The organism is Bradyrhizobium sp. USDA 3650 (assembly GCF_054057395.1).
This window is the reverse complement of record NZ_JBSRZG010000001.1, coordinates 2760898-2780755: the sequence shown is the minus strand read 5'-3', so window position 1 is coordinate 2780755 and position 19858 is coordinate 2760898. Positions and strand designations below refer to the sequence as shown.

Genomic DNA, 19858 nt, shown 5'->3' with positions numbered 1-19858 from the left:
AAAGTCTAGTTTAATCGAGGATCATTTCGCTTCGCGCGTTGCAGCTGCGGCTCTTGAAAAAGAGCCCGCGCAGGAGAAAGTTGCCGTATCAATTGATGCAGGTGCACCGACCGTTCGTTCGCAGCCCGCCGCTACTGCTTCTCCTAGACAAAGGGCGAATGCCAATCGGGTCGATGGCACGCGCAGGCGCGACAAACGAGAACGCTTCGACGGGCGAAACGAGCGAGATAACGAATTAGTCGATAAGCTCGTCCATATAAATCGCGTAGCCAAGGTCGTCAAAGGCGGCAAACGTTTCGGATTCGCGGCGCTAGTCGTGATCGGCGACCAGAAAGGTCGGGTTGGTTTTGGTCACGGCAAGGCGCGCGAGGTTCCAGAAGCGATCCGAAAAGCGACAGCTGCGGCCGAGAGCAATTTGACTCGCGTACCGTTACGTGAGGGTCGAACGCTACATCACGACATTGCCGGTCGTCACGGAGCAGGGAAGGTATATCTACGGTCGGCGCCTCCCGGCACTGGAATCATAGCCGGCGGTCCGATGCGGGCGGTGTTCGAGACACTTGGTATCCAAGACGTAGTGGCGAAATCGATCGGCTCATCCAATCCATACAACATGGTTCGGGCCACGTTCGATGCGCTTAAACATCAGGAGTCGCCGCGAGCCGTCGCCGACCGCCGAGGCATAAAAGTATCCGTATTGAATCGACGCATGGAAGAGGGCGGTCGCTACGCAGAAGCGGCGGAGTAGGGTTGTCTCGACCCATAAAATATCGAATTTGTCTGCGTGCTGAACGTCCGACGTGTTTGCCTCAGCACTAGTGTGCCGTCGTACCTTCGACCCGAACCCGCGAAGGAGGTTCTCATGACAGAAGTTCGCGCTGCGGGACCTTATCCCCTTCCCGGTGTGAAGATGCGGACCTGGATCGTGAGATACGACCAGGATGGCGGCTGTTGTTCTCCGGAAACACGCAAAGCCTGCATAGATGCTGTCTCGGCCGCGGGTGATCGTCCGGTCATTCTATTCTCTCACGGTTGGAACAACGACTTCAGCGACGCCGAGGATCTCTATAGCCGCTTCCTAGTGGAATTCGAGAAGATCCAGCAGATTCACCCGCTGAAGGGCGGTGAGCCTATATTCATCGGCGTGACCTGGCCGAGCATATGGCTGCCTCTCGACAAGGGTCCCAAGATGTCCGCGGATCCGACCGGAGCCTTCGAGGGTGCCGCGAAGTCGGTCGGGAGGACCATAAGCGATCCAGCCGATCGAGCACGATTTCACGAACTGGTCGGATCGGGATCGCTGAACTTACAGGATGCGAGCGATCTTGCCCGGTTGATCTCGCCGATCTTGCGGGGCGACGACGACGAGGGACCTCCCGCCGCCGCTGCCGACGAGGTGAGCGTGCTTGCGTCTGCCGAGGCGATCGAACAGATCGAGAGGGGAGAAGACGATGACGACTTCGACCGGATCCGACGGGTCGATGGGCCGGGAAGCCGCGAACCGCGCGAGGCCACCGCGGCGGGGTACAGTCTCGATCCTAAGAACGTGCTCCGATTGGCGTCGCTGTACCTCATGAAAGGGCGTGCTGGAACGGTGGGATCGAAGGGCGTATCCTCGCTGCTCGCCGATCTACTAAAGACCAGAGCGTCATTGCACTTGGTGGGTCATTCATTCGGCTGCAAGGTACTCCTATCGGCCCTTGCCGAGAGCGACCCTCCTTCGCGCAAGGTCGGTTCGATCCTCCTCCTGCAACCAGCGATATCCCATCTCGCCTTCGCCGATACGATACCGGGGCGCGAAGGTCCGGGAGGCTATCGCAACGTGTTCGCAATGGTCGAAGGACCGATTTTCTGCACCTATAGTGCTCACGACTTTCCCCTCCACGACGTCTACCATCACGCCATGGCGAGAAAAAACGACGTGGGGGAGATACGGAGCGCTTCGTCTCCAACGTCCGCCGGTGCACCTCCCAACAACTACGCCGCCCTCGGGGGGTACGGTCCGCGCACTTCGGGGGAGAAGCTTCTGGATCCAATTCCAAACGTGGGCGAACCGCACATCGTCGACAACGGAGCATCGATCGTCGGACTCGACGGCTCCGCGGGACGGAGGATCGACGGGCACGGAAGCGTAGCAAACGTGTACACCGCTTGGGCGCTGCGGTCGCAGATGATGTGATACTCGCTGCGGCACACCAGCGTTTCGACCGCCGACCAAAGCCGATAAGGTAGGGATGCGCATGACGGACTCGATCATTCGCCCAGATTCCGTCTCCGTTAACGCGTGGGACGGCACCAGAACATTCCGGTCGCCGTTGCCGTCGGAAACACGGTGGGAAGTCCAGCACCACTTCAAAGTGGCCTCGATCAAGACGCTGGCTGCGCCCGAAGCAGTGGAAGACCGCGACTGGAGGCGTCCGGACGTCGGCTGGGGTCTCATTCTTCCCGAAAATACGACGCTGTCACCCAGAGAACGCTCAACGGCCATCGATGCGCCCTGTGCGATCCGTCGACTGTTCGATAGCCGCCAGGCAGCGGTCGTGCTTCGGTGGCGCCCGGAAGTGGAGGACTTCCTGCTGCGGTATGACGAGAGCGGCGGCAGCAAGGATCTTTCCATCAAATCGCCGAACCCCGGCACCGGAGAGAACTGCATTCCGCGTTACCTGCTCATCTACGCGACGCCTCATCAAATTCCTTGGTCGGTTCAGTACGGACTGAACATGTCCACGTACGTCGGCAGATTGGATCTGGAGGGACGGGCGCTCGAGAACTACATCAATGCGTTGATAGGAAATTGGGGCGGCCAACTGGCCGATGCCCGTGCACCCCTCGTCTGGAGCGTTGACCACGGCGCTGGGGACATCACGAGGCTCATGGCGCGCGCCATCGGTAGAAAGATCTGGGAAAAGCTGGAATCCAACCCGGACCTTTCGAAGCGAAGGTTTTTGTACGACGACCGTGCTTCGGGGAAGGATCTTGTCGAATCCCTGGTGGAGCTGAACCCAGGCCTGGTCGTTACGACCAGCCATGGAATGACTGGTCCTCTCGGCGACGGCGCGCAACTTTCCGCTCACTTGGGCTGTCCGATAGACTGCAACTACTCCGTCATCAAACCGTCCGATCTGGCGGCTTGGAATCCCAGTGGGGCCATTTGGTACGCTCATGCCTGTTGCTCCGCAGGATCGGATAGAGAGTCGCGCTACCACGATCTATTTCCGCCCGGTACCGATATCGGTGACTTCCTACGCGGCATTTCAGCCGCCGCCGGCGCGATCGTCGCGCCTCTCGTGCGAACTCTGCTGGGAGCAGAAAGACCACTTGGCGCCTTCGTCGGTCACGTCGAGCCGACGTTCGACTGGACGTTGCGAGACACGCTTAACGGTCAGGTCGTGACACACCAGCTCGTGGACGCGCTTTACGGCAAACTCTACCAGGGCTACGCGCGAAATCCGATCGGTTGGGCTCTCGAACAGATCTACAAGGAGGCGGGAGCCTATTTCGCCGATTGGTCGAACGCCGTTGCCAATGCGAAAGGCCAACCCGCGTCTCTCCAAGATCGGACGAGATACTGTAAGCTGGTCGGGATGGACCGGCAAACCACGGTCATCATTGGAGACCCGACGGTTTCGCTCGCTCCCCTCAGCATAGCAACGAGCTAGAACCCTTTTTGGCGCGAGCGTTAGTGTTGTGCAGATGGAGCGGCGCGAGGATGCGCTATGAGGCGGCCGCCGTCAGGCGCATGCTCGAACAACACCGGCAATCGGTGCTGCCATGTTGCTATCGCAGTGGCATCTCACTGCCACCTGATCGGAGACAGCACGGCCTCGAATAACCTCGATTCAGGCGGGCGTTCGTCGCGAAGTTCGTGGATAGTTCCGAGGGACGCCCCAGAAACCGAACGGGGAAGAGCGGGGTAATCATTGGTGGTCGGCGCATCACTCGCATCATCTTCTGCCGACATCGCCGACTGGCGCGTTCCGCTTGCAGGTTCTCGATTGTCGATCGGCAATTCCTCTCATAGAAGTGTGAGGTGCTGCTCGGACTTCTTCAGCGAAAATGCCTCCAAATCTACGATCGCACGGAAATCGTAGCCAGATCGAAGCCGCAGAGTTAGTTCGCGGAAACACAGCTCGGGGCAAAATAGCGAGGCATTTCGGTGCGATGGCCAACAGCCTGTGAAATGAAAACCGGCTAAGCCATTGATCTCTTTGGTGGGCCCGGCAGGACTCGAACCTGCAACCAGACCGTTATGAGCGGCCGGCTCTAACCATTGAGCTACAGGCCCCGCCGCGAGACGGCCGCGAAAGCTGCGGCCGGCAACGGTGCGCGGTTCGTTTACAGGGACGGAGGCGGGGGTGCAATGCTGGCTCCGGCGGATGGAAACGCCGGCGCGGCAAGGCCCGATATTTTCGAATAACCGAAATTTGCGATGATGCGCTTATAGTCCTGTTTTGCCCGACGGCGCAAGCCCACCTCGCCGAGCCTTTGCCCCCGCCCTCCGGCAATCGCGCCAAGGGGTTCGGTTTTCGATTCCGTAACACCTTGTAATCGTTCGCTCTTTCTACTGTGCATGGGGTTGTTTTCGCACATTTTGTTGGGAGGGGTCTTCCGATCCCCTCCGATGTCGCGTTGGCGCGCTGCAGGCGCGCGGCAGTTCCCGCCGCTAGTCCACCGACACGCCGGCGAACTCCACCACCTTGCGCCACTTCTCGGTCTCGTCGGTGACCAGCTTGCCGAACTCGGCCGGCGTCATCGGCTTGGGGATGCCGCCGGTCTCGGTGAGGCGCGCGACCAGCTTCGGGTCCTTCAGCGCCTCGTTGACGGCCTTGTTGAGGATCTCGATCACGTCCTGCGGCGTGCCCTTCGGCGCGGAGATGCCGTAGAAGCCGACCGATTCGAAGCCCGGCAACGTCTCGGCGATCGCGGGAACGTCAGGCACGCTCGGCCAGCGCTGCGGCGAGGTCACGCCGAGCGCGCGGACATTGCCGCCCTTGGCCTGCTCCATCGCGGAGGGGAGGTTGTCGAAGATTAGCTGCACCTTGTTGGAGATGATGTCGGGGAACGCGATCGCAGATCCCCGATAGGGCACGTGCACCATGTCGCACTTGGTCATCACCTTGAACAGCTCCGCCGACATGTGCACCGAGGTGCCGTTGCCGGACGAGGCAAAGGAGATCTTGCCAGGATTGGCCTTGCAGTAGTCGATGAACTCCTGAACCGTCTTGGCCGGGAACGCGTTGGAGACGACCAGCATGTTGGTGAGCTGCATGATGCTGGCGACCGGCACGGTGTCACGCAGGAAGTCGAACGGCAGCTTCTTGTAGAGCGAGGTCGAGATCGCGTTGTTGGGCGCGACGAACAGCAGCGTGTAGCCGTCCGGCGGTGAGTTGATCGCGGCGCCGGCCGCGATGTTGCCGCCGGAGCCGGCGCGGTTCTCGACGATGAATTGCTGGCCGAAACGGTCCGACAGCCAGTTCGCCATGATCCGCGCCACGATGTCGACCGGGCCGCCGGCGGAGAAGCCGATGATCCAGTGCACGGGACGGTCGGGATAAGCGGCGGAGGCGGGAGGTGCGGCGCCCAACAGCGTTGAAAGGAAAACCAGCCCGAAAACACTGTTACGCAAAATTCGCAACATGACGCCTCCCATTGTTCTATTGTCGTTGGGCTGCATGCTTTCACAAAAACGGGGCGCTGCCTACATCGCCGCAAGTCGATGTTGACGCGCCTCCGCCGGGACCGACCATGAGATTCGCGATCACCCTTGCTCTCGGCGCGGCGCTGCTTTCAAGCCCCGCCGCCGCTCAAACCGGAGGCAACGCCATTCCGACCACGACTTCCAGCCTGACGATCAGCTTGGGCACCGCGACGCCCGGCGGCGGCTTTCCGCTCTATGGCAACGCCTTTGCGCAAGCGATGAACGCGGCCGATCCGCAAGCCATCATCGCCCCGCGCAACACCAAGGGCAGCAACGAGAACATTCCGCTGCTGGAGAAGGGTGAGCTCGATCTCGCTCTGGTCGCGGGCGAGCCGGCCTATGAGGCCTTCGCCGGCATCGGCCGCGCGCCGGTACGGCTGAAGATTCTTACCGCGATCTATTCCAACCCCGGCATGTTCGTGGTGCGCGCGGACAGTCCCTACAAGACCATCCGCGATCTCGTCGGTCAGCCCGTTGCGTTCGGCGCCAAGGGCTCCGGCCTGCCGATCCTGGCGCGTTATGTGCTCGATGGGCTCGGCTTGAAGCAGGACGGGGATTTCAAGGCGATCTATCTCGACCGCGCCGGCGATGGCCCCGCGATGGTCGAGGATGGCCGCGTCGCAGCACTCTGGGGCGCCGGCATCGGCTGGCCCGGCTTTGCGGCGGTGGCGTCGAGCGGATCAGGCGCGCGCTTCATTGCGCCCAGCGCCGAGGACATCACGCGCATCCGCGCCAAGCACGCGTTCCTCAAGCCGCTCACCGTGCCGGCCGGCAGCTATCCGAACCAGTCCGGGCCGATCGCCTCGCTCGGGTCCTGGAGCTTTGTCCTGACGCGCGAAGATCTGCCCGATGACGTCGCCTATCGCCTGGCGAAGACGCTTCACGGTGTCGAGCCGACGTTCTGCAAACAGCTCGCCCAAGCCTGCGAGACCACGGCCGCGAACACCGTCGCGGCCGCGCCGAAGCCGGAGCTGATCCACCCGGGCGTGATGAAGTATTTTCGCGAGATCGGGGTGGTGAAGTAGGGCACTTCCTTCCTTCTCCCCCTGTGGGAGAAGGTGGCGCGAAGCGCCGGATGAGGGGTATCTATCCGCGAATTCAGCGAGAGCTGGTCGAGCGGAGAGATACCCCTCACCCGGCTTCGCTTCGCGAATCCACCCTCTCCCGCAAGGGGAGAGGGTACACTGTCAGCGCGGCTTCGCTACACCCTCACTTCTTCACCATCGCACATGCCGGGTCCGGCGGACCGAAGGCCTTGTCGCCCGAGATCGTCGTGAGGATCTTGTAATAGTCCCACGGATATTTGCTCTCCTCCGGCGTCTTCACCTGCACCAGCCAGAGGTCGTGCACCATCAGATTGTCCTCGCGCAGTTTGCCGTTGCGGGCGAAGAAATCCTCGATCGGCTTCTCCCGCATCTTCGCCGCGACCTTGAGCGGATCGTCGGTGCCGGTCTCCTTGATGGCGTTGAGATAGTGCATCACGCTCGAATAGACGCCGGCCTGCCACATCGAGGGCATCTTGTTCATCTTGGCGAAATAGCGCTTCGACCATTCGCGGGTCTTGTCGTCCATGTCCCAATAGAACGAGGTGGTCAGCAACAGGCCTTGGGCCGCCTGCAGGCCGAGGCCATGGATGTCGGTGATCAGCGCCAGCAGCGCCGCCATCTGCTGGCCGCCCTTGAATACGCCGAACTCGGACCCGGTCTTGATCTCGTTCATGTTGTTGGGCGGACCCGCCGCGATGCCGATGATCTTGGCCTTGGAGGCCTGCGCCTGCAGCACGAACGAGGAGAGGTCGGGCGTTGCCAGCGGCGGCTTCACCGAGCCCAGCACCTTGCCGCCATTGGCGGTCACGACCGCCGAGGCGTCGCGCTCCAGCGAATGGCCGAAGGCATAATCGTCGGTGATGAAGAACCAGCTGTCGCCGCCGCGCTTGACCACCGCGTCCGCGGTACCGACCGCGAGCGCACGGGTGTCGAACACCCACTGGATCGCATAAGGCGAGCAGAACTTGCCGTGGAAATCCGCGGTGCCGGTGGAGTGGGTGATGAACAGCCGCTTCTTCTCGTTGGCCATGTTCTGCACCGCGAGCCCGACCGCGGAGACCGGTACGTCGACGATCAGATCGACCTGGTCGACGTCGTACCAGCGCCGTGCAATCGCGCCGCCGATGTCGGCCTTGAGCTGATGGTCGCCGACGACGATGCTGATCGGCTTGCCGAGCACGGTGCCGCCGAAATCGTCGATCGCCATCTGCGCCGCCGTCACCGAGCCCTGGCCGGTCGGCGCCGAGGCCGGACCGTTCATGTCGGTGAGCACGCCGATCTTGACGATTTCGTCGGACACCTGCGCCATTGCGGCGCCCGGCAGCAGCGCCGCCGCCAGGAACGTCGCTGTAACGCCGGCAGCGACCGGCAGTCCAAATCTCGTTGGCTTCATGCTTATCCTCCCCTGATCCGGCGCGTTGGCCGGTGTGCCCTCCGGGTATGGCCCGGCTGAATTGGTTTCTTTTGCAACTATTTGGGGGCGGGCGTCAACGTCAGGCGGCGAAGCGGATTTGTCCGGCCGGGGAGGGATCGTAGCCGGTCAGCTCCGCGGCGCGCTGGAGCAACCGCTTTTCGCTGAGGAACCGGATCAGGCCCTGCATGGCGGGGCGGAAATAGCTGCGCTGCCGCATCGCGAGGTCAAAATTCTCCCAGACCAGCGGCACGAAATCGAGGCCAGCCGAGCGCGCGGACGCACGCGTCGCGATGCCGCAATCGGCTTGTCCCGCGCGGACGATCTCGGCGAGATCCGGCCCGGTCAGAGCGGGCGTCTCGATCCGGCGCAAATCGCGCGTCGAGGCGCCGGCGCGCTTGAGCAGCACATCGAGCAGCATCTGCGCGCCCGTGCCCTGTTGCCGCATCGCCACCTTGGCCCCGAGCGCGAGCACGTCGGAAAGGCCGCGCAGCCGCTTGGGATTGCCCGGCGGCAGCACGAGACCCTGCTCGCGACGCACGAACGCGACCAGCAATGCATCATGCAGGTCCGGAGCGTCACGCAGGACCGTCGCATTGGCGTCGGCGGCGAGATTGCCGTCGGCATCGAGGCTGTGGAAGTGCATTGCCACGGCCATCACCTCGTCCCGCTGCAGCCGCTCGAGCCCGCGCGCGCTACCCTCGCTCATCGATCCCAGCCCCGAGCCGGATTCGCGCAGACCCCAATCCAGCAGCTCGTCCTGGCTGCCGCCGACGACCGGCGGCGGCTCAGCGATCAGCATGCCGGCCGGACGCGCCAGTCCGGACAGCACCCAGAGGTCGAGCTCGTGCCGCGGGAAGAGCCATTTGCCGGTCACTTTGGTGCATGGGATCGCGCCGGTGGTGACGAGTTCGTACAGCTTGCGTTCGCCGAGCCGAAGATAGTCGGCGGCTTCGCTGGTCGTCAGGAATTCCATCCTGCATTCCTATGCAAATTCTTGCTTCTTTTTGGAGCTCGACGCAGGTGGAATCTGCATTTCAAGTTTTGTCCGTGACGACCATGCCTGATCATCTCGCTGCTTTGCAACACATCCCCACGCGCGATCTCTGCTTTGGTGAACGATCCTGAATCGCTCGCGTGGTGCCATTCTTGCGGGCAGTCGCGCGCGCAACTGCAATGGGCATATGCCGCTCCGCGCGTTGCCGAGATTTCCCGAGTCGTCCGCGCGCGATGCGGACGATAAAATCTGTCGCCGGTAGTGGTTTGATCCGCGCTCTATCTTTTGTTGTCCGCATCCGGCGCTGCAACGAGCAAACGCGTCACGAGTGCGGCGCAATCGATCATCATCATGATGGCGTCATAGCCAGTGGGAACCCGATCATGGCCGTCCGCCGCCTCTCCGTTGCACTCGCGCTTCTCTGCGGCCTCGCCGCGGGCGTTGCGGCGTCATCCGCGGAGGACCGCGCGATCGTGCTCGCCACGACCACAGCGACGCAGGAGTCCGGCCTGCTCGACTATCTGCTGCCGATCTTCCGTGACAAGACCGGCATCGAGGTGACGGTGATCGCGCGGCGCGCCGACGAGGTGCTCGAGGGGGCACGAAGGGGCGAAGTCGACGTCGTGCTGATGCATGCACGGCCGCAGGAGGAGAAATTCGTGGCCGACGGTTTTGCGGTGAAGCGCTTTGATGTGATGTACAACGACTATGTGCTGATCGGGCCGAAGAGCGATCCCGCCGGCGTCAAGGGCAAGGACATCGCGACCGCGCTGAAGGCGATCGAAGCCAAGGGCGTGCCGTTCGTGACGCGCGGCGACCGCTCGGGCACGCATGCCGCGGAGCTCGCGCTCTGGATCGTCGCCGGCATCGACATCGCTCGCACCAAGGGTGCCTGGTATCGCGAAGCCAAGCAGGACATGGCTTCCGCCCTCGACGCAGCGCGCGTGGCGAACGCCTATGTGCTGTCCGACCGCGGCAGCTGGATCGCTTTTCGGGAGCGCGGCGATCTCGACATCGTGGTCGAAGGCGACAAGCGTCTGCTCAATCAGTACGGCGTAATGCTGGTGAACCCCGCGAAGTTTCCGAACGTGAAGAAGGAGCTGGGGCAGGATTTCGTCGACTGGCTGATCTCGCCCAACGGACAGGCGGCGATCGCCGGATACAAGGTCGACGGACAACAGCTGTTCTTCCCCAATGCGGACAAATCGGGCGGCTGACCTTCGTATCGCCAGTGGTTGCCAAACCGGGCGATGCATGATCCATCATGGCGCATGACCCAGCGCCTGCCGCCATCACTGACGCCGCTCGACGCCGCACTCGCCGCGTTGCTGAAGGGGCTTGATTCGCTCGCGCCGATGGAGTTGCCGCTGAGCGAAGCGGCCGGCTGCATCGCGGCGGGCAATCCGCTGCTCCCAGCCCGACCGTCTCGTGACGTCGCTGCCGCGGACGGCTGGGCGTTACGCGCCAATGATCTTGTCGGCGCGTCCTCCTATTCACCGCTGCCTCTCGCGACAGCCCCGGCTTGGGTCGATGCCGGCGACGCGATGCCGGCGGGATGCGACTGTGTGCTCGATGCCGACGCAGTCGAGGTGTTTGGTCCGCTCGTCCAGGTGTTGGCGGAGGGCGTGCCGGGGCAGGGCGTCAGGCGTGCGGGCGACATCGGCGGACGAACGCCTGCCGCGGCAGAGGGGAATCCGCTTGGTCCTGCCGCTCTGTTGCTCGCGCGCGCCGCCGGACTGGACCGGCTGAGCGTGCGCCGTCCGCGACTGCGCATCATCAATGTACCAGGTGCAACGCTGACCATGCATCTGATTGCGGACATCGCACGCGCCGCAGGGCTGGATGTGCAAACGAGCGAGGCCGGTGCGCGCGACGCGGAATCGATCGCGGAGGCGTTCGGGGCGCCCACCTGCGATCTCCTGCTGACGATCGGCGGCAGCGCTGTCGGTCGCAACGATGCAGCGGTCACCGCTCTGACCCGGCGTGGTGACGTGATCGCCCATGGTCTTGCGCTCCAGCCCGGACGCACCGCCGCGATCGGGCGGTTCGGAACCATTCCTGTCGTGGCCCTGCCCGGATCGCCGGATCATGCGCTTGCGGTCTGGCTCGCGCTCGTGCTGCCTCTTGTCGATCTTCTGTCGGCGCTGCTGCCGCGCCGACAGATAGCCTTGCCGCTCGCGCGAAAAATTGCATCCAGCGTCGGCATCGCCGAAATGGTCCTGCTGGCCGAGGAACATCATGCGTGGGTGCCGCTTGCGGTAGGAGAATGGCCGCTCCAGGCAATTGCCCGCGCGGATGCATGGCTGCTTGTTCCCGCCAGTCACGAGGGATTTGCAGCGGGCGCGCCGGTCGATGCCTATCTGATGTGGGAATGATATGGGTTTAGCATGACCATGATCCCGCAATCGCAAGTCCGCAGCGCGCTCGAACAGGAACAGTTCCTCAAGATCCTTTCCCGCGAGGAGGCGCTGGCACGCTTCGAGGCCGCGCTGTTCCCGCGCGCTCTTTCGAGCGAAACGCGCAAGCTCGCCGATGCGCTCGGCGCGTCGCTCGCTGAAGACATCACTGCGCCAATCGACGTGCCGCCGTTCGACCGTTCCAATGTCGACGGCTTCGCGCTGCGCTCGGCGGACCTTGCGACAGCCGGCGAAGGTGCGCCGGTTCGCCTTCGGTTGAATGGCGAGACCATTCACTGCGGCACCGTACCGGCGCTGCAAGTCGCCGCGGGAACGGCAACGCCGATTGCCACCGGCGGTCCGCTGCCGCGCGGTGCCGATGCCGTGGTCATGGTCGAGCATACCCAGCCGACGGAGTCCGGTGCGATCGACGTCCGTCGCGCGGCGTCGCCCGGGCAATTCATATCCTACGCAGGGTCCGATATCGCGCGCGGCGAGGCGCTGCTGCGCACCGGCACGATCATCGGCTCACGCGAGGTCGGCATGCTGGCGGCTTGCGGTCTTGCCGAGGTGCGCGTCGTGCGCAAACCTCGTGTTGCCGTGATCTCCACCGGTGACGAACTGGTTCAGCCCGGCGCGGTGCTCGCGCCCGCTGCGATCTACGACACCAACGGCGCGATCGTCACTGCTGCGATCGACGAGAACGGCGGAGAGGCGGTTGTCCTCGGCGCCATTCCCGACGACGAAGCTCAGCTCGAAGCCGCCATGCGGCGTGCGCTGGCGGACGCCGACATGCTGGTGCTCTCCGGCGGCACGTCGAAAGGCGCGGGCGATCTCTCCCATCGCATCATCGGCCGGATCGGCAAGCCCGGCATCATCGCGCATGGCATTGCGCTCAAGCCCGGCAAGCCGCTGTGCCTTGCGGTGTGCGAGGGCAAGCCGGTGGTGATCCTGCCGGGGTTTCCGACCTCGGCGATGTTCACCTTTCACGACATGATCGTGCCGGTGCTGCGCAAGATGGCCGGGCTACCACCGCGCTCCGATGCCATGGTGAACGCGACCGTGCCGGTGCGCATTGCTTCCGAGCTTGGCCGCACCGAATTCGTCATGGTCTCACTGGTCGCTGGCAAGGACGGCTTGATCGCCTATCCCTCCGGCAAGGGGTCCGGTGCGATCACGTCGTTCGCGCAGGCCGACGGTTTTCTGCGCATCGACGCGCTCGCCGACCAGATGCCGGCCGGGAGCGAAGCCGAAGTGACGCTGTTCACGCCGCATGTGCGGGTGCCCGATCTCGTCATCGTGGGCAGCCATTGCACCGGCCTCGATCTCGTCACGGCGCAACTCGCGCATGCCGGCCTGACCGTGCGCTCGATTGCGGTCGGCAGTCTCGGCGGACTTGCGGCGGCACGGCGCGGCGAATGCGATCTGGCACCGATCCATCTGTTCGACGACAAGAGCGAGACCTACAATGCGCCTTACCTCGTCGAAGGACTCGAGCTCGTGCCGGGCTGGCGACGGATGCAGGGCATCGTGTTTCGCAAGGGCGACAAGCGTTTCGAAGGCCACAGCGCGAAGCATGCCGTGGCCGCGGCGCTCGCTGACCCCTCCTGCATCATGGTCAACCGCAACCAGGGCGCCGGCACGCGCATCCTGATCGAGCGGTTGCTTGGCGGTGCGCGCCCGGAAGGCTATTGGAACCAGCCGCGCTCGCACAACGCGGTGGCCGCGGCGGTCGCACAGCACCGCGCCGACTGGGGCATGACCATTGCACCGGTCGCCCATGCGGTCGGCCTCGGTTTCATTCCGCTCGCCGAGGAACATTATGACTTCGCGTTGGTGACGGCGCGCAAGCAGCGTCCTGCGGTGCAAGCCTTTCTCGCCGCACTCGGCTCGGACGAAGCGCGCGCCGCACTGGAGCGGGCCGGATTCCGGCCGGCGTAGAGCTTGGTTAGGACGCCGCATCCAGTGCGGCCAGCCGCTCGGCTTCCGCGATATCCTCGACGGTGTTGGCATTGAAGAACGGATCGAGCGGCTCGGTCGGCCACGTCACCGTCGCGAGCGGATAACGCGCGGTCCAGCGGTCGATCTTGCGGAGGTCTTCGACCACCAGCGCGTGACGCAGTTCGTCGCGCAAGCCAACCCGCCACAAGCCGATCACCGGATGCGATTGGCCGCCTGATGCCGCCACGGCGAGCTCGGCATTCGCCGCGATGCGTTCGTCATGCAAGCGCACGACCAGATCGCGCGGCAGGAACGGGCAGTCGCCGGCGGCACTGAGCACCCATTCCACCTCAGGCCGGTTCGCCGCGGTCCAGTCGAGCGCGGCAAGGATGCCGGCGAGCGGACCGGGAAAGCCGGGCACGTCGTCGGCAACGACCTGCAAACCGAACTTAGCGAAGCGGTCGGGATCGCCGTTGGCATTGAGGATCAGGCCGCAGCATTGCGGCTTCAGGCGTGCGATTACGCGTTCCAGGATGGTGCGGCCGCCGATGGTGCGCATCGGCTTGTCGCCGCCGCCCATGCGCCGCGCGAGGCCGCCGGCGAGCAGCACGCCTTGCGTGGTCGGGAAGCTAATCGTCACCACTTTCACCCTTGCGCTTGTGCCTGGCCGATTCCTCCTCGACATAAGCGAGGTTCTGGTCGTAGACGATGCGCTCTGCCGCCGCCAACGCGATGAACCGTTTGCCGCGCGCGCGGCCGACCAGCGTCAAGCCCACCTGCCGGGCGAGATCGACGCCCCAGGCGGTGAAGCCGGAGCGCGACACCAAAATCGGAATTCCCATGCGGACCGTCTTGATCACCATCTCCGAGGTGAGCCGTCCCGTGGTGTAGAGGATCTTGTCGGATGCATCGACGCCGTGGCGGTACATCCAGCCCGCGATCTTGTCGACGGCGTTGTGACGGCCGACATCCTCGGTGTAGCAGAGCGGCTCGCCCTCTCTGCACAGCACGCAACCGTGGATCGCACCGGCCTCCAGATAGAGCGAGGGCATGGTGTTGATGGTCTGAGTCATCTGGTAGAGCCAGGAGGTACGCAGCTCCGCCTTCGGTAACGCGACGCTCTCGACCGCCTCCAGCAGATCGCCGAAGGCGGTGCCCTGCGCGCAGCCCGAGGTCTGCGTGCGCTTCTTCAGCTTGGCTTCGAAATTGGTGTGGTGCTCGGTGCGCACCACCACCACCTGGAGGTCGTCGTCGTATTCGACCTCGGTGACCGCGTCATCATACTTCAGCATATTCTGGTTGAGCAAATAACCCAGCGCGAGATATTCCGGATAGTCGCCGATCGTCATCATGGTGACGATCTCCTGCGAATTCAGGTAGAGCGTCAGCGGGCGCTCCACCGGCACCTTGATCTCGATCCTGGCGCCGGACTGGTCGGTCCCGGTCACGCTCTCGGTGAGGCGCGGGTCGTCGGTGTCGGGGACGATCAGGGGTGCTGGGGCTTTGTCGATCTTCATCATGGCCGCGACGTTAGCATGACATTCGGGTCAAGCCGATATAAGCATGCTGGCGAGAGAACGAAATGCCGCCTATTCGTCATTGCGAGCGAAGCGAAGCAATCCAGGCTGCCGCCGTGGATGCATTCCTGGATTGCTTCGCTTCGCTCGCAATGACGTAGGAGAGGGTGGTTCCATCAAGGACCGGGTCGCTCGCGGAGACGGAGCTGGAATGAAAGTCATCGGCCTTGCAGGCTGGAGCGGTGCGGGCAAGACCACGCTGTTGACGCGGCTGATTCCGCATTTCAATGCGCTTGGCTTGCGCGTCTCTGTCATCAAGCATGCGCATCACCAGTTCGACGTCGACGTGCCCGGCAAGGATTCCTGGCGCCATCGCGAGGCCGGGCGCGGCCGAGGTGCTGGTTGCTTCGTCAAATCGCTGGGCGCTGATGCACGAATTACGCGGAGCGGCGGAGCCGCGTCTGCCGGAACTGTTGAGCAAATTGTCGGCCGTCGATCTCGTCGTGGTCGAGGGTTTCAAGCGCGAGCCGCATCGCAAGATCGAGTTGCATCGCGCCGCCAACGACAAGCCGCTGCTGTTTCCCGATGATCCCGGAATTTTCGGGATCGCGGCTGACGTTGCCATTGAAACCCGACTGCCGACGGTCCATCTCGACGATATCGCCGCCGCCGCGGAATTGCTGCTGCGCGCGGCGATGCCGGTCGAGGAAGCGGTCGCGAAAAGCGCTGCGATGCGCTGACGAGGCACCATGGCGCAACTGTCGGACGATTGCTTTGCCTTCGGCGGACCGATGATGTCGGTCAACGAGGCCGTTGGCCTGATCACGACGCGCGTCAACGCGATTGTCGATCTCGAAACCGTGTCGCTCATCGATGCCGATGGGCGGGTGCTGGCCCGCGATATCGCGGCGCCGCTGCCGTTGCCGCCCTTCACCAATTCCGCTGTTGACGGCTACGCCGTGCGCAACGCCGATCTTCCTGATAGCGCCGAGCGGGCACTCCCGCTCGATGGCCGCATCCAGGCCGGCGGTCTGGCACTGGCGCCTATCAAGGCCGGCCGCACCGCGCGCATCTTCACCGGCGCGCCGATGCCGCCGGATGCCGAAACCGTCTTCATGCAGGAAGACGTCCGCGTCGATGACGCCGGCCGAATTGTGCTGCCGCCGGGGCTGAAGCCGGGTGCGAATGTCCGCCCTGCGGGAGAGGACATTCCCCAGGGCCATCTCGCGCTGCGCGCAGGCCAGCGCTTGCTGCCGCAGCATGTCGCGCTCGCGGCGGCGTTCGGCCTTGTCAGGCTCGACGTCGTCAGGCGCATCCGCGTCGCGGTGTTCTCGACCGGCGACGAACTGGCCTCGCCCGGCGAGCCGCGCGCGGCCTCGCAGCTGTTCGATTCCAATCGCTTCATGCTGATGGCGATGCTGCGCCGGCTCGGCTGCGACGTCAGCGATCTCGGCATTTTGCGCGACGAACGTATCTCGCTTGCGAATGGCCTCAAGCAAGTCGCCGGCACGCATGATCTGATCCTCACCACCGGCGGCGTATCGACCGGGGAAGAGGATCACGTCAAGGCGGCCGTCGAGAGCATCGGCTCGCTGGTATTGTGGCGGATGGCGATCAAGCCGGGACGGCCCGTGGCGATGGGCATCATCGAGGGCACGCCGCTGATCGGATTGCCGGGCAATCCCGTCGCGAGTTTCGTCACGTTCGTGCATGTGGTGCGGCCGACGGTGCTGGCGCTTGCGGGCAGCCTGCAGGCGCCGCCGTTGCCGATCCCGGTGCGCGCGGCGTTCACCTACAAGAAGAAGGCGGGGCGTCGCGAATATGTTCGCGCCTCCTTGCGGCGCATGCAGGATGGCGCACTCGAGGCAGTCAAGTTTCCACGCGAGGGAGCGGGGCTGTTGTCCTCTCTGGTCGACACCGACGGCCTCGTCGAGCTCGATGAGGAGGTTACGCGTGTCGAGCCCGGGCAGAGCGTGGGTTTCCTGTCCTATGCCGATTTGCTTTGAGCCTGGGTACTATGTTGGCGCTGTCCTGGCGTTGACGCCATCGGCCCCTCCCGCCATGTTGCGCCGATGACCAGAACGACGCTCGATCTCACCGGACTGAAATGCCCGCTGCCCGCCCTGAAGACGCGCAAAGCGCTGAAGCCGTTGCAGCCGGGCGATCAGCTCGAAGTGTACTGCACCGATCCCCTGTCGGTGATTGACATTCCGAACCTGATCCGAGAGACCGGCGACACGGTGGAGATCACCGAGCGCAACGACGCGCGTATCGTGTTCTTGATTGAGAAGGCCAATCGATCGATAGAAAATCTCAATGGTGCGCCGCCCACTTAGCCGACGGTCACTCGGTTGATACCTACCTTTTGTCTATCGACATCGATCACCACTTCTGCCCCAATTGAGTTCCTCCGCCGAGACGCGGAGGTCGAGTCTTGCCTGCGATATGCGGAGCAAATGGGCCATCGAAAGAAGCCCGGCCGTGGCGTCGGGCATAGCCCCCAAGGTTAGGGGTTTAACGTCTCGGATGCGCGTGACGATCCTGGCGCGCGTCGATCATTGTGCGGAGCAGCAGGGACAAAGGCTGCGCTGCAGGCTGAGGAACAGGACCGTCGTGGCAGGCCGTTCAGAAGGGCGGCTTCAGGGGAGGAATGCATGTCTACCATCGAGAGCGCTGGAACACTTTCGGGCGCCGGCGCAGGTTTTCTGGATCGCGAGCGGACCATCGCGACCGCGGGGTTCAATCGCTGGCTGGTGCCACCGGCCGCCCTGTGCATCCATCTCTGCATCGGCATGGCCTACGGCTTCTCGGTGTTCTGGCTGCCGCTGTCGCGTGCGATCGGAGTGACCGCGCCGAAGGCGTGCGCAGAGATGTCGCTGTTTCAGGAGCTGTTCACGACCAGCTGCGACTGGAAGGTCGCCAGCATGGGATGGATGTACACGCTCTTTTTCGTGCTGCTCGGTATCGCGGCTGCGGTCTGGGGCGGCTGGCTGGAGCGCGTGGGTCCGCGCAAGGCCGGCTTCGTCTCGGCGCTGTGCTGGTGCGGCGGCCTCTTCCTCGGTGCGATCGGGGTCTACACCCATCAGCTCTGGTTGTTGTGGCTGGGTTCGGGCGTGATCGGCGGCATTGGTCTCGGTCTTGGCTATATCTCGCCGGTGTCGACGCTCGTGAAGTGGTTCCCGGATCGTCGCGGCATGGCGACCGGCATGGCCATCATGGGCTTCGGCGGCGGCGCCATGATCGGCGCACCGCTGGCGAACCTCTTGATGAACTACTTCAAGACGCCGACCTCGGTCGGCGTCTGGGAGACCTTCGTCACGATGGGCATCATCTACTTCGTGTTCATGATGATCGGCGCGTTCCGCTATCGTTTGCCGCCGCCCGGCTGGCAGCCCGAGGGCTGGACCGCGCCGTCGAAGGCCAACGCGATGATCTCAAAGGCCAATGTCCATCTCAACGACGCGCACAAGACGCCGCAGTTCTGGCTGATCTGGTGGGTGCTGTGCCTGAACGTGTCGGCCGGCATCGGCGTGATCGGCATGGCCTCGCCGATGCTCCAGGAGATCTTCGCCGGCAAGTTGATCGGCCTGCCTAACGTCGGCTTCAACGCGCTTGATGCGGGACAGAAGGCGCAGATCGCCGCGATCGCCGCGGGCTTCGCCGGATTGCTGTCGCTGTTCAACATCGGCGGCCGCTTCTTCTGGGCATCGCTGTCGGACAAGATCGGGCGCAAGAACACCTACTATACGTTCTTCATCCTCGGCATCGTCCTCTACGCGCTGGCGCCGACTTTTGCGGCGATGGGTTCGAAGCTGCTGTTCGTGCTCGGCTTCGGCATCATCCTGTCGATGTATGGCGGTGGCTTCGCCACCGTGCCGGCCTACCTCGCCGACATGTTCGGAACCCAGTTCGTCGGCGCCATCCATGGCCGGCTGCTGACGGCGTGGTCCACCGCGGGCATCATCGGCCCCGTCGTCGTCAACTATATCCGCGAGTTCCAACTCGCGGCAGGCGTGCCGCGCGACCAGCTCTACAACACGACGATGTACATCCTCTGCGCCATGCTGATCGCGGGCCTGATCTGCAACTATCTGATCAAGCCGGTCGATTCGAAATGGCACATGAAGGAGGCTGATGTCGCCAAGTTGCAGGCGGCAAGCGCCAACGCCGCCGCCGCGGGGCCGCACGGCTCCTACGGCATCGGATTTGGCGGGCTTGACGCCAAGGCGGCGCTGTTCTGGGCCTTCGTCGGCGTCCCCCTGCTTTGGGGTGTCTGGAAGACATTGGAGAGCGCGGTCAAAATCTTCTGATCGCCGTCGAGACAGAAGCGGGATGTTCATCAGGCGTCCCGCTTCGTTGGCCTTTCAGACATCATCAAGAATGGGACTTAGGGGGATTGAAATGCTTCGCACTCGAACTTGCCTTCGAATTTGCCTTGCGGCCGTGTTGCTCGTCGCTGGCCTTCATGCCGCATCCGCGCAGACGACAACGACACCGGCGGCGCCTGCTGCAACGACCGAAGCCAAGCCTGGCAAGATGAAACTCACCATGCAGAAGCTGAAAGACATGAAGGCGAAATGGGCAGCCAACAAGCCGAAGCTGAAAGCCTGCCGCGCCGACGTGAAGGCCAAGGGCCTCGCCGGCGATGACCGCTGGTTCTACATCGAAGAGTGCATGAGCAAGACCTGAGATCGGGTTCCGTCTGGCGCACGCGTAAAGGGGTATGGCGGGCGACCGCCTGCCTCCTAAATCATTCTAGAGACGCTCTAAATTGTCTTGCATCTGGCATACCAGAGACTAGAGTTGCGTCGAATTTGGCTTGGTCGACGGGACGCAGAACCGGTGGTTCCGC

General features: G+C 63.6%; 16 protein-coding genes, 1 tRNA gene and 1 pseudogene. 12 read left to right on the top strand and 6 right to left on the bottom strand.

All coding sequences use genetic code 11. The annotated features are described in order from the left end of the window. Nucleotides 1-91 precede the first annotated feature (91 nt). The 3 genes from rpsE (at nucleotide 92) to ACVIN2_RS12870 (ending at nucleotide 3659) form a co-directional block, all read left to right on the top strand. Nucleotides 92-748: a 30S ribosomal protein S5 gene (rpsE, locus tag ACVIN2_RS12880; RefSeq protein WP_456769707.1), complete on the top strand. Its 657-nt coding sequence runs from the start codon at nucleotides 92-94 to the stop codon at nucleotides 746-748. 114 nt (nucleotides 749-862) lie between these two features. Next, entirely contained in the window at nucleotides 863-2179 is a 1317-nt protein-coding gene (locus ACVIN2_RS12875; protein ID WP_456765895.1) for a hypothetical protein, read from the top strand. A gap of 61 nt (nucleotides 2180-2240) precedes the next feature. Continuing rightward, nucleotides 2241-3659, top strand: a complete 1419-nt coding sequence (locus ACVIN2_RS12870; RefSeq protein WP_456765894.1) for a hypothetical protein — start codon at nucleotides 2241-2243, stop codon at nucleotides 3657-3659. A 550-nt stretch (nucleotides 3660-4209) separates the two neighbouring features. Here ACVIN2_RS12870 and ACVIN2_RS12865 read toward each other — a convergent pair. Together ACVIN2_RS12865 and ACVIN2_RS12860 are read right to left on the bottom strand one after the other, a co-directional pair. Further along, nucleotides 4210-4285: transfer RNA gene (locus tag ACVIN2_RS12865), tRNA-Ile, on the bottom strand. 378 nt (nucleotides 4286-4663) lie between these two features. Beyond that, nucleotides 4664-5638, bottom strand: coding sequence for a Bug family tripartite tricarboxylate transporter substrate binding protein (locus ACVIN2_RS12860; protein ID WP_456765893.1), 975 nt, complete (start codon nucleotides 5636-5638; stop codon nucleotides 4664-4666). 107 nt (nucleotides 5639-5745) lie between these two features. On the opposite strand from ACVIN2_RS12860, the gene ACVIN2_RS12855 reads away from it, so the two are divergent. Next, entirely contained in the window at nucleotides 5746-6723 is a 978-nt protein-coding gene (locus ACVIN2_RS12855) for a TAXI family TRAP transporter solute-binding subunit (protein WP_456765892.1), read from the top strand. 184 nt (nucleotides 6724-6907) lie between these two features. On the opposite strand, the gene ACVIN2_RS12850 is transcribed toward ACVIN2_RS12855, so the two are convergent. Together ACVIN2_RS12850 and ACVIN2_RS12845 are read right to left on the bottom strand one after the other, a co-directional pair. Next, complete coding sequence (locus ACVIN2_RS12850; protein ID WP_456765891.1) at nucleotides 6908-8137, bottom strand: ABC transporter substrate-binding protein; 1230 nt, start codon at nucleotides 8135-8137, stop codon at nucleotides 6908-6910. A 100-nt stretch (nucleotides 8138-8237) separates the two neighbouring features. Next, on the bottom strand, nucleotides 8238-9131 hold the full coding sequence (locus ACVIN2_RS12845; RefSeq protein ID WP_456765890.1) for a substrate-binding domain-containing protein: 894 nt from the start codon (nucleotides 9129-9131) through the stop codon (nucleotides 8238-8240). 404 nt (nucleotides 9132-9535) lie between these two features. Between ACVIN2_RS12845 and ACVIN2_RS12840 the strand changes: the two genes are divergently transcribed. From ACVIN2_RS12840 to ACVIN2_RS12830, 3 genes are read left to right on the top strand one after another with little or no spacing between them, the layout of a single operon-like run. Then, the gene (locus ACVIN2_RS12840; RefSeq protein WP_456765889.1) at nucleotides 9536-10369 is read left to right on the top strand and encodes a substrate-binding domain-containing protein; all 834 of its coding nucleotides are present in this window, start codon (nucleotides 9536-9538) and stop codon (nucleotides 10367-10369) included. Between the two features lie 54 nt (nucleotides 10370-10423). Then, nucleotides 10424-11527 (top strand): molybdopterin-binding protein, encoded by a 1104-nt coding sequence (locus tag ACVIN2_RS12835; RefSeq protein ID WP_456765888.1) that lies wholly within the window; start codon nucleotides 10424-10426, stop codon nucleotides 11525-11527. 12 nt (nucleotides 11528-11539) lie between these two features. Then, nucleotides 11540-13489, top strand: a complete 1950-nt coding sequence (locus ACVIN2_RS12830) for a molybdopterin biosynthesis protein (protein ID WP_456765887.1) — start codon at nucleotides 11540-11542, stop codon at nucleotides 13487-13489. A gap of 7 nt (nucleotides 13490-13496) precedes the next feature. Here the strand turns inward: ACVIN2_RS12830 and mobA are convergent, their stop codons facing one another. Together mobA and fdhD are read right to left on the bottom strand one after the other, a co-directional pair. Then, entirely contained in the window at nucleotides 13497-14174 is a 678-nt protein-coding gene (gene mobA / locus ACVIN2_RS12825; protein ID WP_456765886.1) for a molybdenum cofactor guanylyltransferase MobA, read from the bottom strand. Further along, on the bottom strand, nucleotides 14119-15009 hold the full coding sequence (gene fdhD / locus ACVIN2_RS12820; protein ID WP_456765885.1) for a formate dehydrogenase accessory sulfurtransferase FdhD: 891 nt from the start codon (nucleotides 15007-15009) through the stop codon (nucleotides 14119-14121). Before fdhD ends, mobA begins: the two co-directional genes overlap by 56 nt. 208 nt (nucleotides 15010-15217) lie before the next feature. Here fdhD and mobB point away from each other — a divergent pair. The 5 genes and pseudogenes from mobB (at nucleotide 15218) to ACVIN2_RS12795 (ending at nucleotide 19695) form a co-directional block, all read left to right on the top strand. Then, a pseudogene (gene mobB / locus ACVIN2_RS12815) lies at nucleotides 15218-15746 on the top strand (molybdopterin-guanine dinucleotide biosynthesis protein B). Nucleotides 15747-15755: 9 nt separating this feature from the next. Then, nucleotides 15756-17012, top strand: coding sequence for a molybdopterin molybdotransferase MoeA (locus ACVIN2_RS12810; RefSeq protein WP_456765884.1), 1257 nt, complete (start codon nucleotides 15756-15758; stop codon nucleotides 17010-17012). 66 nt (nucleotides 17013-17078) lie between these two features. Beyond that, entirely contained in the window at nucleotides 17079-17342 is a 264-nt protein-coding gene (locus ACVIN2_RS12805; RefSeq protein ID WP_456765883.1) for a sulfurtransferase TusA family protein, read from the top strand. 318 nt (nucleotides 17343-17660) lie between these two features. Then, a complete protein-coding gene (locus ACVIN2_RS12800; RefSeq protein WP_456765882.1) occupies nucleotides 17661-19316 on the top strand; it encodes an OFA family MFS transporter in 1656 nt (551 codons plus the stop codon). A 91-nt stretch (nucleotides 19317-19407) separates the two neighbouring features. After that, nucleotides 19408-19695, top strand: coding sequence for a hypothetical protein (locus ACVIN2_RS12795; RefSeq protein ID WP_456765881.1), 288 nt, complete (start codon nucleotides 19408-19410; stop codon nucleotides 19693-19695). Nucleotides 19696-19858: the final 163 nt, after the last annotated feature.